Here is a 12,881-nt window from a genome sequence, read left to right as displayed (position 1 = left end):
GACCACATGAAACGACTGCTTACCATGACCGCGGCCGCCGCGCTGGCCGCCGGGGCCGCCACGGCCGAGACCGATTTCATCGCCAACAGCTTCTACGACGCCGCAGTGCCGATGTCCGGCGAAGGCTACGTCAAGTGGGGCGAGCTGGTGAAGGAGCTCTCGGGCGGCGACCTCGTGCCGGAGGTCTTCACCGGCACCGTGCTGCTTGCGCCGCGCGCCTCGCTCCAGGGGATCCAGGACAACGTCGTGCAGGTGGCGCACCACGCCGCTGTCTACACGCCCTCGGACCTGCCGGTGGCGAACGCGGTGCAGGAGCTGGGCTTCTCCTACTCCGACCCGGTGCAGGCGATCTTCGCCGTCACCGACTTCTCGATGAACAACGCCACCCAGCTTCAGGAATGGAAGGACAAGAGCGTCGTCTACCTCGGCGCCTATGCCACGCCCGGCTATGTCCTGATGTGCTCCAGCCCCGTGCGCACGCTGGAAGAGATCAAGGGCAAGCGCATCCGCACCGCCGGGTCGGCCGTGTCGGTCTGGGTCGAGGAAGCGGGCGGCATCCCCGTCAACGTCCCCTCCTCCGAGATGTACACCGGGCTCGAGCGCGGCACGCTCGACTGCGCGACCAACGCCGCCTCCGACCTCGTCGACCGTTCGCTTCTGGAAGTCGCCAAGCACACCACGCTGCTGTCGACCGGCATGTACTGGGCGGGCCCGCAGTGGGGCTACAACCCGGGCTTCTGGGCCGGTCTGACCGCCGACCAGCGCAAGGTGCTGATGGAGGCCTCGGCCCGCTCCATGGCCCGCATGGTGCTGGCCTACAAGGAGAAGGTGCAGTCGGGGCTTGAAGCCTCGAAGGCCGCGGGCGGCAACGTCTACGAGCCCGAGCAGGACCTGCTGGACAACGTGAAGGAGTTCCGCGACCGCACCACCACCGCCGCGGCCGAGAAGGCAGGCAGCGAGTACGGCGTGGCCGAGCCGCAGGCGCTGATCGACGATTTCGTCGCCACCATGGACAAGTGGGAGGGCCTGCTTGCGGGGATCGACGCCACTGACGAGGACGCGCTGACCGAACTCGCCATGCAGGAGATCTACAACAAGATCGACGCCGGGACCTACGGCGTCTACTGATCGCTCCCGGGGGCCGCGCATCGCCGCGGCCCCTTCCGCCACCGCGCCATCCACGAAGGGCTTCGCCATGCAGGGCATCATCGCCGCGATCCGCTGGCTCAACATCGCCACCGCCACGGCGGCCTGTCTCGTCATGGTGCTGATGATGCTGCACATCACCCTCGACGTCGCGGTGCGCTATTTCTTCAACGGCCAGATCGTCGGCACCCTCGAATGGGTGTCCTTCTACTACATGGTCGCCCTGGTGTTCCTGGCCCTCGGTCACGTCGAATACCGCAACGAGAACATCCGCGTGGACCTCTTCGCCCAGATGATGCCGAAGACCGTCCAGCTCGGCCTCTACGTCTTCGCCTGCCTCCTCGGGCTGATCTTCTTCGGGATGCTGTTCTGGCAGTCCCTCGCCGACGCGATGAAGGCCACCCGGAACGCCGAGGAGGCGATGAGCAACTTCCGCTTCTTCATCTGGCCCGCCCGCTGGGCCCTGCCCGTCGGCTTCGCCGGGGCCTTCCTCGCCGTGCTCGCCAACATGCTGCGCGCCTTCACCCGCCGCGAGGCCCTGTGAGGCCCGCCCCCGAGTTCCACCGAAAGACCCGCCCATGAGCAACCTCGACATCGGCATCCTCGGCGTCGTCGCCGCCCTCGCGCTGATCGCGCTGCGGGTGCCCATCGGCATCGCCCTCGGCCTGGTCTCGGTCGCGGGCATCGGGGTGATGTTCAACATGAACGTCGCCTGGGGCATGATCTCGGCCACGCCCTTTGACTATGTCGGCCAGTGGGAGCTGTCGGCCGCGCCGATGTTCCTGCTCATGGGCTTCATCTGCTCCTCCACGGACATGACGCGCGGGCTCTTCCTGGCCCTGCGCCTCTACCTCGCGCGGCTGCCCGGCGGGCTTGCCATCACCTCGGTCGGCGCCTGCGCCTTCTTCGCCGCCGCCTCCGGCTCCTCCGTCGCCACCGCCTCGGCCATGTCGCGCATGGCGGTGCCCGAGATGCTCGACTCAGGCTACGACCGCGGGCTGGCCACCGGCACCATCGCCGCCTCGGGCACCCTCGGCTCGCTGATCCCGCCCTCGGTCCTGCTGATCCTCTACGGCGTCTACGCCCAGGTCTCGGTCGGACAGCTGTTCATGGCGGGCTTCATCCCCGGCGTGCTCTCGGCGCTGATCTACATGGCGATGATCGTCATCCGCGTGAAGATCACCCCGAGCCTCGCCGGCACCACGCCCCCCGCCCCGACCGAGGAAGAGCGCAAGGAGGCCTTCCGGGACGTCTGGCCCCTGCCCACCCTGATCCTCGTCGTCCTCGGCGGCATCTTCACCGGCATTTTCTCCCCGACCGAGGCGGGCGCGCTCGGCGCCTTCGCCGCCGCCGTCATCGCCGCCGTGCGCCGCCGCCTGACCCGCGCCGCCATCGTCGAGGCGGTGTCGCAGGCCGTCGTCTCGACCGCGTCGATCTTCATCATCCTGATCGGCTCGCTGTTCTTCACCCGCTTCCTCGCGCTCTCGGGCTTCCCGCGCGCCTTCTCCAACGCGATCCTCTCGGTCAGCACCGAAACCTGGTGGATCCTCTTCGCCGTCACGGTCATCTTCCTGATCCTCGGCATGCTGATCGACAGCATCGGCCTGCTGCTGCTGACCCTGCCGATCCTCGTGCCGCTGATCAACGAGGCGGACATCAACCCCGTCTGGTTCGGCATCATCGTCATCAAGCTGCTGGAAATCGGCCTCATCACCCCGCCGATCGGGCTTAACGTCTACATGATCAACGGGGCCTTGAACAACCGCGTGACCCTGCCCGAGATCTTCCGAGGCATCACCTGGTTCCTCGCCATGGACCTGCTGACGCTGATCATCCTGATCGCCTTCCCGATCCTGTCGCTCTGGCTACCCTCGCTGGCCTACTAGGGAGCGCGCATGAAGGACACGCCCAAGGCCCGTCCCCGCCGCGAAGGGCCCGCCCAGGCCCGCAGCATCGCCACGCGCGAGAAGCTGGTCGAGACCGCGCTCGACACCATCTTCGCGCTCGGCTACCGCTCGGCCTCGACGCCCGAGGTGGTGGCCCGCGCGGGCGTCTCGCGCGGCGCGCTCCTGCACCACTTCCCCGCCCGCTCGGACCTGATCGTGGCGGCGATGGAGAAGCTGCTGGGTGACGGCACCGAGGAGATCCGCGCCACCGCCGCCAAGGTCGCGCGGCAGGAGGTCAGCCTCGACGAGTTCGTGGAGTTCCTCTGGCAGCTCTTCTCGGGCCGCTTCTTCTATCTCTCGCTCGAGTTCATCAACGAGGCCCGCACCGACGCCGACCTGCGCGCCCGCATGATCCCGGTGGTCAAGGATTTCCACGCCGCCCTCGACGGCATCTGGTGCGAGTTCGAGAAGCAGGCCGAGGGCGCCGGCGAACCGACCCGCACGGCGCTGAACCTCACGGTCTGCCTCGTGCGAGGCATGGGCGTGCAGACCGTGCTGAAGGACGATCCGGCCTACTTCCGCCGCATGCTGGATGTCTGGAAGACGATCCTGCCGCAGCTTCTCCAGGGCCGCGACACCCTGCGCTGACGGCCAAACCGCGCTGGACCCTGCGGCGTGCCGGACGTACCCTGCGCGCGACCCCGACCAGCGAAAGCCCCCATGTCCGACAGCCCCGCCCCCTATCTGGTGCTCGCCCGCAAGTACCGCCCGGCCACCTTCGCCGACCTGATCGGCCAGGACGCGATGGTCCGGACGCTGCGGAACGCCTTCAAGGCCGACCGCATCGCGCAGGCCTTCATCATGACCGGCATCCGCGGCACCGGGAAGACCACCACGGCGCGGATCATCGCCAAGGGAATGAACTGCGTCGGCCCCGACGGCACCGGCGGCCCCACCACCGACCCCTGCGGCGTCTGCGAGCCTTGCCGCGCGATCATGGAAGGCCGCCACGTCGACGTGATGGAGATGGATGCGGCCAGCCGCACCGGCGTCAACGACATCCGCGAGATCATCGATTCGGTGAACTACCGCGCCGCCTCGGCCCGCTACAAGATCTACATCATCGACGAGGTGCACATGCTGTCCACCTCGGCCTTCAACGCCCTCCTGAAGACGCTGGAGGAGCCTCCCGCCCACGTGAAGTTCATTTTCGCCACCACCGAGATCCGTAAGGTGCCGGTGACGGTGCTGTCGCGCTGCCAGCGGTTCGACCTGCGCCGGATCGAACCCGAGGTGATGATCGCCCACCTGAAGTCCATCGCCGCGAAGGAAGGCGCCGAGATCGCCGACGACGCCCTCGCCCTCATCACCCGCGCCGCCGAAGGTTCGGTCCGCGACGCGATGAGCCTGATGGACCAGGCCATCGCCCACGGCGCGGGAGAGACGACGGCGGACCAGGTGCGCGCCATGCTGGGCCTCGCCGACCGGGGCCGTGTGCTGGACCTCTTCGACATGGTGATGCGGGGCGATGCCGCGGGCGCGCTGAACGAGCTCTCGGCGCAGTATTCCGAGGGCGCCGACCCCATGGCGGTGCTGCGCGACCTCGCCGAGATCACCCACTGGCTTTCCGTCATCAAGATCACCCCCGAGGCCGCCGAGGATCCCACCGTCGGCCCCGACGAACGCGCGCGCGGGCTCGACATGGCGGGCAAGCTGCCGATGCGGGTGCTGACCCGCACCTGGCAGATGCTGCTGAAGGCGCTGGAAGAGGTCGCCCAGGCCCCGAACCCGATGATGGCGGCCGAGATGGCGGTGATCCGCCTCACCCATGTCGCCGACCTCCCCTCGCCCGAGGATCTGGTGAAGAAGCTGAAGGACGCGCCCCGTCCCGCCGCCCCGACATCTCAGGGCAGTGCGCCCGCCGGCAACGGCGCAGGCCCCCGCGCCCACCACCCGGCCCCCCGCTCCGGCGGAGGCAGCGGCGGCCCCGCCACCGCCCTCGCCGCGCAACCGGCGACCGAGGCGCTGGCCCGCTTCGCCTCCTTCCCCCAGGTGGTCGAGCTGATCCGCGCCAACCGCGACGCCAAGCTCCTGATCGAGGTCGAGACCGGCCTCCAGCTTGCGCGCTACTCCCCCGGCCGGATCGAGTTCGTGCCCGCCCCCGGCGCCCCCCAGGACCTCGCCGCGCGGCTTGCGCAGCGGCTCCAGATGTGGACCGGCGCCCGCTGGGCCGTGACCGTGGTGAACGAGGGCGGCGCACCCACCATCGCCTCGGTCCGCGACGCCGAGGCCGACGCGCTGAAGGCCGAGGCACAGGCGCATCCCCTGATGCAGGCCGTCCTCCAGGCCTTCCCCGACGCGAGGATCACCGAGATCCGCAGCCGCGCCGCTCAGGTCCAGGAGGCCGCGGTCGAGGCGCTGCCGGAAGTCGAGGACGAGTGGGATCCGTTCGAGGACGACTGACCCCGCGTCCCCTCCGCAAATCCGCCCCCGCCGCCGCGCCGCCCTTGTGACTGCGCCCCGCCCGCCGTATCTCTGGGGAAACCACGCAATTTCGGAGAGATCACATGCTGAAGGGACTCGGCGGCCTGGGCGGACTGGGCGACATGGGCAAGATGATGAAGGCGGCCCAGGAGATGCAGACCAAGGTCGCTGAACTCCAGGAACAGCTCGAGAAGATGGAAGTGACCGGCGAATCCGGCGCGGGCCTCGTCAAGGCGACGGCCACCGCCAAGGGCGTCCTGACCGGCCTCGACATCGACCCGTCGATCTTCAACCCCGAGGAAAAGGAAGTGATCGAGGACCTGATCCTCGCCGCGATCAAGGACGCCCAGACCAAGGCGGCCGCGAAGAACCAGGAAGAGCTCCAGAAGATCACCGACGGCCTCGGCCTGCCCCCGGGCTTCAAGCTCCCGTTCTGAGGCAGCTCCCCTCTGACAGGAAGGCGAACCCCCTGCCCTTTCTCGCCGAAACCACGCAAGGCGCAGCGCCCGCCGAAGGGCGCGCCACATGAGCGAGGCGCCCTCCGACATCGAGGCGCTGATCGCGCTGATGGCCCGCCTTCCGGGCCTCGGCCCCCGTTCGGCACGGCGCGCGGTGCTGCACCTGGTCAAGAAGCGCGGCCAGCTCCTCACCCCCCTCGCCCAGGCCATGGCAAGGGTCGGCGAGACGGCGCGCGAATGCCTGCGCTGCGGCAACATCGGCGCCGCCGACATCTGCGAGATCTGCCGCTCGGAAAAGCGGGCAACGGGCGAGATCTGCGTGGTCGAGGACGTGGCCGACCTCTGGGCGATGGAGCGCGGGCAAGCCTTCCGCGGTCGCTATCACGTCCTTGGCGGCACCCTTTCGGCGCTCGACGCCGTCGGCCCCGAAGACCTGCGCATCCCGCAGCTGATCGACCGGCTGGCCGAGGAGAACATCCGGGAGGTGATCCTGGCGCTGAACGCCACCGTCGACGGCCAGACCACCGCCCATTACATCGCCGAGCAGATCGAGGGGACGGGCATCGCAGTCACCTCTCTGGCGCAAGGCGTGCCCATCGGGGGCGAGCTCGACTATCTCGACGACGGCACCATCGGCGCGGCGCTCCGGGCCCGAAAGGCGTTCTGATCCCTCAGACGTGCAGCGCCGAGAGGCAGTAGTAGAGGCCCCGCTCGAACGTGTCCGGCACCCGGCGATAATGCAGGTGCGAGCCGATCTCGGCGTTGTTCCAGTGGGCGAAGCGCGGCCCTTTCAGCAACTGCTGCAGCAGCCGCCGGTCCACGGTGATCTCGACGAACCCCGCCTCGGGCATTGCTTCCACCGGCTCCGGCCCGTTCACCGCGTCGAAGGCGGCGGCGAAGCCGTTGCCGTCCCGCACCACGATCCGCGTCGGGCTGTCGAAGCCGATGTCGCGCGCCTTGGCCGCGAAGCGCGGATGCGCCGCCGACAGGGCGTCGAACAGCGCGGCGTCGCCCACGTCCTCGACATCGTCGTAGTCGTAGGGCGCCCCGGCCGTGGAGGCCACGAACGCCGCCACCTCCTCTGCCGCAGGCTCGCGGTAGGCGGCGCTGACCTCTTCGCTGCCGAAGTCGAAGCTCTCGCCTGCAGGCAGCAGGAACCCCCGCGACTCCACCGAGATTCCCGCCTCGATCCGCGCCAGCGCCTCGGCCAGCGACGGCACCCCGCGCGTTCCGTTGAGCGGGCCGAGGCGGCCGCCCAGGACGTAGGTGCCGGCGAAGGGCATGAAGGCCCGCGGCTGCACCGCATCGACATAGCGCACCGCCTGCGCGATGAACTGCGCCTCCTTGCGCGCCGCTGCCGCCCGCCGGCCAGCATCGTCGGCGAAGGTGAAGCACTGGGGATAGGGCCCCGCGCCCGCATAGCCGACCAGCATCAGGTCGATCACCGGATGGCGCCGCTTCACACGCTCGATCACCGTGCGCGACAGGTCGAACGGGCAGTCGTTGGTGTTCAGCACGGTGTGGGTGCCGTCGGTGATGACGGCCAGGCTGTCGATCTGCGTGAAGCGGAAGGCGCTTTCCACCGGCGCGCAGCCGATGAACTTGGCGCAGAGCTCGGGGTCGCAGTTGTCGGCGGCATAGATCTCGATGCTCGCCCCGCCGCCCAGGTCATGGGGCACCCCGTGGTCCAGCTCGACCACCGTGAACCCCATCGCCTCGATGTTCCGCTTCAGGAACTTCTCCTCGAAGCGGTGGATCAGCACCGGCTTGCGGCGGTCCAGCCTCTGGAACGTCTTGCGGCTCAGGTGGTCGGGGTGGATGTGGCTGACGTAGATCGCGTCGTAGTCGAGCGAGTCCACGTCCATCGGCAGCGGCGGATAGTGATACCAGCTGCCATAGTATTCGCCCTGCACCAGCCAGGGGTCGGTCAGGATCCTGACGCCCCCGGCCTCGATCAGCTCGCTGGAGGACTGGAGATGGGTGATCTTCATCGTCCGGTCGCTCCCCGGCTCACTTGTCGTCGTCGTCCTCGTCGTCCCGCGGATCGCCCGGCAGGTTGAAGAAGCTGTCGGCGTCGGCCACGTCGCGCTTGTCTTCCTCGTCCTCGTCGTCGTTGCTGCCCGAGAGCGAGAAGGTCTCGAGCCCCGCGATCGCCGTCGGGATCCGCGGCTCGGCGGGGTCCATGCCCAGCGACTGCTCGGTCGAGACCAGCTTGCGCCGTTCGTCGTCGGTCATCACCCCGTCGCTCGCCCGCTTCGACGCCGCCTTCTGCACGGCAAGGTCCAGCTCGGACTGCTTGCAGAGGCCCAGCGCCACCGGGTCGATCGGCTGGATGTTGTTGATGTTCCAGTGGGTCCGCTCGCGGATCGCCTGGATCGTCGGCTTGGTGGTGCCCACCAGCTTCGAGATCTGGCCATCCGAAAGCTCGGGGTGGAACTTCACCAGCCACAGGATCGAGGCCGGACGGTCCTGCCGCTTGGACAGCGGGGTGTAGCGCGGCCCGCGCCGCTTTTCCTCGCCCACGGCGGCGGCATAGAACTTCAGCTTCAGCTTGTGCTGGGGGTTCTTCTCGCCCTTGTCGATCTCGGACTGGTCCAGCTGGTTGTTGGCGACGGGGTCGAAGCCCTTGACCCCGGCGGCCACGTCGCCGTCGGCGATGCCCTGCACTTCCAGCTCGTGCAGCCCGCAGAAATCGGCGACCTGCTTGAAGGTCAGGGTCGTGTTGTCCACCAGCCAGACGGCGGTGGCCTTGGCCATGATCGGTTTGTTCATCGCGGCACTCCTTTGGCTGTCCCGGCTTTGGCTGTCCCGGGCCCCTCTCCAGGGCGACCCCCGGGCACGGCTTCCTTGACCGGGGAAAACGGCTGGTCCGGCTGGACCCTTACCTCGTTTTCGGGGAAGTTGGCCGACATATAGGCAGTCCCGGCCCCGGAGAAAAGAGAAAATGCGCGTCCTGCTGGCGGCCCTGCTGTTTCCCACCCTGCTCCGGGCCGAGGGCGAGCCCGCCGGGCACTTCGACTATTACGTGATATCGCTTTCGTGGTCGCCGACCTGGTGCGCGCTGGAGGGCGACGCGCGGAAGTCGCCGCAGTGCGACGACGCCGCCGATTCGGGCTGGGTGCTGCACGGGCTCTGGCCGCAGTTCCACCAGGGCTATCCCAGCTTCTGCCGCACGACCGCGAAGGATCCCTCCCGCGCGCAGACGGCGGCGATGGCCGACATCATGGGCGACGGCGGCGCGGCCTGGTACCAGTGGAAGAAGCACGGCCGCTGCGCCGGGCTGTCCGCCGAGGCCTACTTCGCCCTGGCGCGCCGGGCCTTCGCCTCGGTCGCGAAGCCGGAGGTGTTCCGCAAGCTCGACCGCGCGGTGAAGCTGCCCGCCGCGGTGGTGGAAGATGCATTTCTGAAGGAAAACCCCGGGCTGGCTGCCGACGGCATCACGATCACCTGCAAGGCGGGGCGGATCCAGGAGGCGCGGGTGTGCCTGTCGAAGGACCTCGCCCCCGTGCCCTGCGGGCGGGACGTGGTCAGGGATTGCCGGACGCAGGACGCGCTGTTCGATCCGGTGCGGTGATGCAGCGTCCGACATTTCATGAGCCATCGCTCAGTCGGGCAGTTTCCAGCTTCACCGCTCCGCAGAAAGGGCAGCCCCCGACCGCGGGCGGGGGAGAAGCCCCCGCCCGTGGGGGCGGTCGGGGGCTGCCCGGCGTTGCCGCCGGGCGAGGCATCTCCGCAGGTGTGCCCGGAGTTTCTCAAACTCCGGCACGTCGACGACGCCGCAAAAAAGTGCCGGCCCTCAAGCCCGTGAGAACATCCCCGCCACCGGCGCGATCACGAACTTCGCCACCGGGATCAGCAGCGCCCCGAGGATCAGGCCCACGATCCCGTCGCAGACCGCCGTGACCACCCACTCCGTCGCGCCCGCCAGCGCCTCCGGCACGGCGTGGGCCGCCTCGACCGCGAGGTGGTGGACGTAGTCGTAGGGCTCCTCGAACCCGAGTTCCGCCAGCCCGTGCAGGATGATGTTGCCGCCGACCCAGATCATCGCCGCCGTGCCGACGATGACAAGAAGCTTCATGAAATAGGGCATCCCCTTCACGATCCCGCGGCCGAGCGCCCGCGTCGCCCCGAGACGGCCGTGCCTCGCCATGGCGAGCCCGGCATCGTCGGCCTTCACGATCACCCCGACCGCGCCGTAGACGGCGAGGGTGATCAGCACGCCGGCCACCGCCAGCACCGCCGCCGAGGTCCAGAGCGCCATGTCGGGCGGCAGCGCGGAGAGCGTGATCGTCATGATCTCGGCCGAGAGGATGAAGTCGGTCTTGATCGCCCCCTTCACCTTCGCCTCTTCCAGCCCCTTGCCCGCGGCCTTCTCCTTCTCCAGGTCCTCGACGGTGTGGTCCGAGGGGTTGACCGCGTGCCAGACCTTCTCGGCCCCCTCGAAGCACAGGTAGGCGCCGCCGATCATCAGCAGCGGCGAGATCAGCCATGGCGCGAAGGCCGAAAGCAGCAGCGCCGCGGGCAGCAGGATTACCAGCTTGTTGAACAGCGATCCCTTGGCGATGCCCCAGACGATCGGGATCTCGCGCGAGGCCTCGAAGCCGTGGACGTATTTCGGCGTCACCGCCGCATCGTCGATCAGCGCGCCCGCGGCCTTGGACGAGGCCTTGACCGCCTGCCCCACCACGTCGTCGACCGAGGCCGCCGCCACCTTGGCGATCGCCGCCACGTCGTCGAGAAGTGCCAGAAGTCCGCTCATGCCCTGTTCCCTTGCAGCCGCGCCGGTCCGCACCCCAATGCCGCCGGGGCGCCGGGGGTTTCATCGCTGCGCCCTATCCCGCCACGTTCAGCACGATCTTCCCGATATGGGTCGAGCTTTCCATCCGCGCATGGGCCTTCGCCGCATCCTCCAGCGCGAACTCCCGGTCCATCACCGGCGCGATCCGCCCCGCCGCCAGCATCGGCCAGACCTCGCGCTCCAGCGCCTCGGCGATGCGCGTCTTGGCAAGGTCGGACTGGGGCCGAAGGGTGGAGCCGGTCAGCGTCAGCCGCCGCATCATCATCTGGGCAAAGTTCAGCTCCGCCTTCGGCCCTTCGAGGAAGGCGATCTGCACCAGCCGCCCCTCGTCCGCCAGCGCGTTCACGTTCCTCGAAATGTACGACCCGCCCACCATGTCGAGGATCAGGTGCGCCCCGCCCTCGGCCTTGACGACCTCGACGAAGTCTTCCTCGCGATAGTTGATCGCCCGCTCGGCGCCGAGATCGACGCAGGCGGCGCATTTCTCGGCCGAGCCGGCGGTGGTGAAGACCCGCGCGCCCAGTTCCCGCGCCAGCTGGATCGCCGTCGTGCCGATCCCCGAGGATCCGCCGTGGACCAGGAACCGCTCTCCCGCCTTCAGTCCTCCGCGCATCACGACGTTGGAATAGACGGTGAAGAAGGTCTCGGGCAGGCAGGCCGCCTGCTTCAGCGACATGCCCTCGGGTACCGGCAGGGCATGGCCCGCGTTGCAGACGGCATATTCGGCATAGCCGCCGCCCGGCAGCAGGGCGCAGACCCGGTCGCCCTCGCGCCAACGGCTGACCCCGGGGCCGACCGCCGCGACCTCGCCCGCGCCCTCCAGCCCCGGCAGGTCGCTGGCGCCCGGCGGCGGCGCGTACATGCCCGCCCGCTGGAGCGCGTCGGGCCGGTTCACGCCCGCATGGTGCAGGCGGATCAGGATCTGCCCGGGGCCCGGCTCGGGCCGCTCGCGCTCGACCGGTTTCAGCACATCGGGCCCGCCGGCCTCGGTGATCTCAACGGCGCGCATCGGCGGCCCTCCTTCGCATCGGTTCGGTGGTGACTTCATCGCGCAGCCGGGCCGCGGGGGCCAGCAGACTTTGCGGCCGCGCTCAGCGCCCGCGTCCCCAGCTGCCCGGGAGATCCATGCGCGGCATCCGCGAGGGCGGCCGCACCTTCGACGCCAGCCAGTTCGGCCCCGCGAACATGGTCCTGAGCAGCGGGTTCCTGTTTACAGCCGCCTTCGCCTTCTCGATCTGCATCACGTCGGCGATGCGCCGGTCGAGGAAGGCCCAGGTCGCCATGTGATCCACGCTGTCGTCGCCCAGCCAGTAGAGCACGGTCGAGGCATAGACCGCCGACAGCGTCGCCCGTTTCGTGTACCAGTTGATGTCGTCGGAGGTATCGCCGAGCGCGGTCCAGATGTGGTCCGCCGTCTCCCAGATCGCCCGCGCGCCGTCGGCGGCGTGGTGGGGCAACGAGAAGAAGGTCGTGCCGCGCCGCACCGCCTCCTTGTCCGGCACCGCCTCGAGGCGGAAGCGGACCGCGGCGGCGATTTTCTCGCGGAACTTCAGGTGGTCCAGCGGCTCGCGCTTCAGCCGCTCGACCATCGCCGCGTCCCCCGCCCGGTGGAAGGCGAGCGCCAGGTCCAGCGCCCCGCGCGGGAACAGCGCCCGCGCCTCGGCCTCGCTCACGTCGGCGTCGCGCGCGGCGGCAACCAGGGTCGTCTCGCTCCAGCCGTCGAAGGGGACGTGCATCATCGCCGCGTCCAGGATCCGGCCCTTGGCATCTTCGCTCATCGTGATCTCCCCTCTCTCGGTCTTGCTGGACAAGTTAGCACGGGCTTGCTATACGGCCACTTCCTGCACTTTACGCAACTCAAACTTAGAAAGGTGGTGAAAACCACATGCAGGTCAGTGTTCGTGACAACAACGTCGATCAGGCGCTCCGCGCTCTGAAGAAGAAGCTCCAGCGTGAGGGCGTCTTTCGCGAGATGAAGCTCAAGCAGCATTTCGAGAAGCCGTCCGAGAAGAAAGCGCGCGAGAAGGCCGAGGCCATCCGCCGCGCCCGCAAGCTTGCCCGTAAAAAGGCGCAGCGCGAAGGCATGATGTAAGGTTTCCGCGAAACTGG

14 protein-coding genes are annotated in these 12,881 nt (G+C 68.9%); 9 read left to right on the top strand and 5 right to left on the bottom strand.

The features are described from left to right. Nucleotides 1-6: 6 nt before the first annotated feature. From A7B20_RS10745 to recR, 7 genes are all read left to right on the top strand, one after another. Nucleotides 7-1,128 (top strand): C4-dicarboxylate TRAP transporter substrate-binding protein, encoded by a 1,122-nt coding sequence (locus tag A7B20_RS10745; protein ID WP_102108581.1) that lies wholly within the window; start codon nucleotides 7-9, stop codon nucleotides 1,126-1,128. A gap of 67 nt (nucleotides 1,129-1,195) precedes the next feature. Further along, nucleotides 1,196-1,690 carry a TRAP transporter small permease subunit gene (locus A7B20_RS10740; RefSeq protein ID WP_102108580.1) on the top strand — a complete coding sequence of 165 codons (495 nt, stop codon included), beginning with the start codon at nucleotides 1,196-1,198 and terminating at the stop codon, nucleotides 1,688-1,690. Between the two features lie 34 nt (nucleotides 1,691-1,724). Continuing rightward, on the top strand, nucleotides 1,725-3,032 hold the full coding sequence (locus tag A7B20_RS10735) for a TRAP transporter large permease (protein WP_102108579.1): 1,308 nt from the start codon (nucleotides 1,725-1,727) through the stop codon (nucleotides 3,030-3,032). A gap of 9 nt (nucleotides 3,033-3,041) precedes the next feature. Next, a complete protein-coding gene (locus A7B20_RS10730; protein ID WP_102108578.1) occupies nucleotides 3,042-3,680 on the top strand; it encodes a TetR/AcrR family transcriptional regulator in 639 nt (212 codons plus the stop codon). Nucleotides 3,681-3,752: 72 nt separating this feature from the next. After that, the gene (locus A7B20_RS10725; protein ID WP_102108577.1) at nucleotides 3,753-5,495 is read left to right on the top strand and encodes a DNA polymerase III subunit gamma/tau; all 1,743 of its coding nucleotides are present in this window, start codon (nucleotides 3,753-3,755) and stop codon (nucleotides 5,493-5,495) included. Between the two features lie 104 nt (nucleotides 5,496-5,599). Next, nucleotides 5,600-5,953, top strand: coding sequence for a YbaB/EbfC family nucleoid-associated protein (locus A7B20_RS10720; RefSeq protein WP_102108576.1), 354 nt, complete (start codon nucleotides 5,600-5,602; stop codon nucleotides 5,951-5,953). Between the two features lie 88 nt (nucleotides 5,954-6,041). Continuing rightward, nucleotides 6,042-6,641: a recombination mediator RecR gene (gene recR, locus A7B20_RS10715; RefSeq protein ID WP_102108575.1), complete on the top strand. Its 600-nt coding sequence runs from the start codon at nucleotides 6,042-6,044 to the stop codon at nucleotides 6,639-6,641. 4 nt (nucleotides 6,642-6,645) lie between these two features. On the opposite strand, the gene A7B20_RS10710 is transcribed toward recR, so the two are convergent. Together A7B20_RS10710 and A7B20_RS10705 are read right to left on the bottom strand one after the other, a co-directional pair. Then, nucleotides 6,646-7,965 (bottom strand): MBL fold metallo-hydrolase, encoded by a 1,320-nt coding sequence (locus A7B20_RS10710; protein WP_102108574.1) that lies wholly within the window; start codon nucleotides 7,963-7,965, stop codon nucleotides 6,646-6,648. Nucleotides 7,966-7,984: 19 nt separating this feature from the next. Next, the gene (locus tag A7B20_RS10705) at nucleotides 7,985-8,746 is read right to left on the bottom strand and encodes a DUF1013 domain-containing protein (RefSeq protein WP_102108573.1); all 762 of its coding nucleotides are present in this window, start codon (nucleotides 8,744-8,746) and stop codon (nucleotides 7,985-7,987) included. A gap of 172 nt (nucleotides 8,747-8,918) precedes the next feature. On the opposite strand from A7B20_RS10705, the gene A7B20_RS10700 reads away from it, so the two are divergent. Then, on the top strand, nucleotides 8,919-9,548 hold the full coding sequence (locus A7B20_RS10700) for a ribonuclease T2 family protein (RefSeq protein WP_102108572.1): 630 nt from the start codon (nucleotides 8,919-8,921) through the stop codon (nucleotides 9,546-9,548). A gap of 222 nt (nucleotides 9,549-9,770) precedes the next feature. On the opposite strand, the gene A7B20_RS10695 is transcribed toward A7B20_RS10700, so the two are convergent. The 3 genes from A7B20_RS10695 to A7B20_RS10685 form a co-directional block, all read right to left on the bottom strand. After that, nucleotides 9,771-10,733 (bottom strand): DUF808 domain-containing protein, encoded by a 963-nt coding sequence (locus A7B20_RS10695; RefSeq protein WP_102108571.1) that lies wholly within the window; start codon nucleotides 10,731-10,733, stop codon nucleotides 9,771-9,773. A 73-nt stretch (nucleotides 10,734-10,806) separates the two neighbouring features. Beyond that, entirely contained in the window at nucleotides 10,807-11,781 is a 975-nt protein-coding gene (locus tag A7B20_RS10690) for an NAD(P)H-quinone oxidoreductase (protein ID WP_102108570.1), read from the bottom strand. A gap of 82 nt (nucleotides 11,782-11,863) precedes the next feature. Further along, on the bottom strand, nucleotides 11,864-12,550 hold the full coding sequence (locus A7B20_RS10685) for a COQ9 family protein (protein ID WP_172960996.1): 687 nt from the start codon (nucleotides 12,548-12,550) through the stop codon (nucleotides 11,864-11,866). 107 nt (nucleotides 12,551-12,657) lie between these two features. Between A7B20_RS10685 and rpsU the strand changes: the two genes are divergently transcribed. Next, a complete protein-coding gene (gene rpsU / locus A7B20_RS10680; RefSeq protein ID WP_007118112.1) occupies nucleotides 12,658-12,864 on the top strand; it encodes a 30S ribosomal protein S21 in 207 nt (68 codons plus the stop codon). Nucleotides 12,865-12,881 lie beyond the last annotated feature (17 nt).

Source organism: Oceaniglobus roseus, from assembly GCF_002869745.1.
Classification (GTDB): Bacteria; Pseudomonadota; Alphaproteobacteria; order Rhodobacterales; family Rhodobacteraceae; genus Oceaniglobus; species Oceaniglobus roseus.
Note: the sequence above shows the minus strand (reverse complement) of the source record. Positions and strands in the feature narration are given on the sequence as shown.

What these genes read in the sequence shown, in the direction of transcription:
- A7B20_RS10710 (WP_102108574.1), bottom strand. Translation starts at nt 7,965, where the DNA reads ATGAAGATCACCCATCTCCAGTCCTCCAGCGAGCTGATCGAGGCCGGG.
- A7B20_RS10690 (WP_102108570.1), bottom strand. Translation starts at nt 11,781, where the DNA reads ATGCGCGCCGTTGAGATCACCGAGGCCGGCGGGCCCGATGTGCTGAAA.
- A7B20_RS10685 (WP_172960996.1), bottom strand. Translation starts at nt 12,550, where the DNA reads ATGAGCGAAGATGCCAAGGGCCGGATCCTGGACGCGGCGATGATGCAC.
- A7B20_RS10730 (WP_102108578.1), top strand. Translation starts at nt 3,042, where the DNA reads ATGAAGGACACGCCCAAGGCCCGTCCCCGCCGCGAAGGGCCCGCCCAG.
- A7B20_RS10705 (WP_102108573.1), bottom strand. Translation starts at nt 8,746, where the DNA reads ATGAACAAACCGATCATGGCCAAGGCCACCGCCGTCTGGCTGGTGGAC.
- A7B20_RS10695 (WP_102108571.1), bottom strand. Translation starts at nt 10,733, where the DNA reads ATGAGCGGACTTCTGGCACTTCTCGACGACGTGGCGGCGATCGCCAAG.
- A7B20_RS10725 (WP_102108577.1), top strand. Translation starts at nt 3,753, where the DNA reads ATGTCCGACAGCCCCGCCCCCTATCTGGTGCTCGCCCGCAAGTACCGC.
- rpsU (WP_007118112.1), top strand. Translation starts at nt 12,658, where the DNA reads ATGCAGGTCAGTGTTCGTGACAACAACGTCGATCAGGCGCTCCGCGCT.
- A7B20_RS10700 (WP_102108572.1), top strand. Translation starts at nt 8,919, where the DNA reads ATGCGCGTCCTGCTGGCGGCCCTGCTGTTTCCCACCCTGCTCCGGGCC.
- A7B20_RS10745 (WP_102108581.1), top strand. Translation starts at nt 7, where the DNA reads ATGAAACGACTGCTTACCATGACCGCGGCCGCCGCGCTGGCCGCCGGG.
- A7B20_RS10720 (WP_102108576.1), top strand. Translation starts at nt 5,600, where the DNA reads ATGCTGAAGGGACTCGGCGGCCTGGGCGGACTGGGCGACATGGGCAAG.
- A7B20_RS10735 (WP_102108579.1), top strand. Translation starts at nt 1,725, where the DNA reads ATGAGCAACCTCGACATCGGCATCCTCGGCGTCGTCGCCGCCCTCGCG.
- recR (WP_102108575.1), top strand. Translation starts at nt 6,042, where the DNA reads ATGAGCGAGGCGCCCTCCGACATCGAGGCGCTGATCGCGCTGATGGCC.
- A7B20_RS10740 (WP_102108580.1), top strand. Translation starts at nt 1,196, where the DNA reads ATGCAGGGCATCATCGCCGCGATCCGCTGGCTCAACATCGCCACCGCC.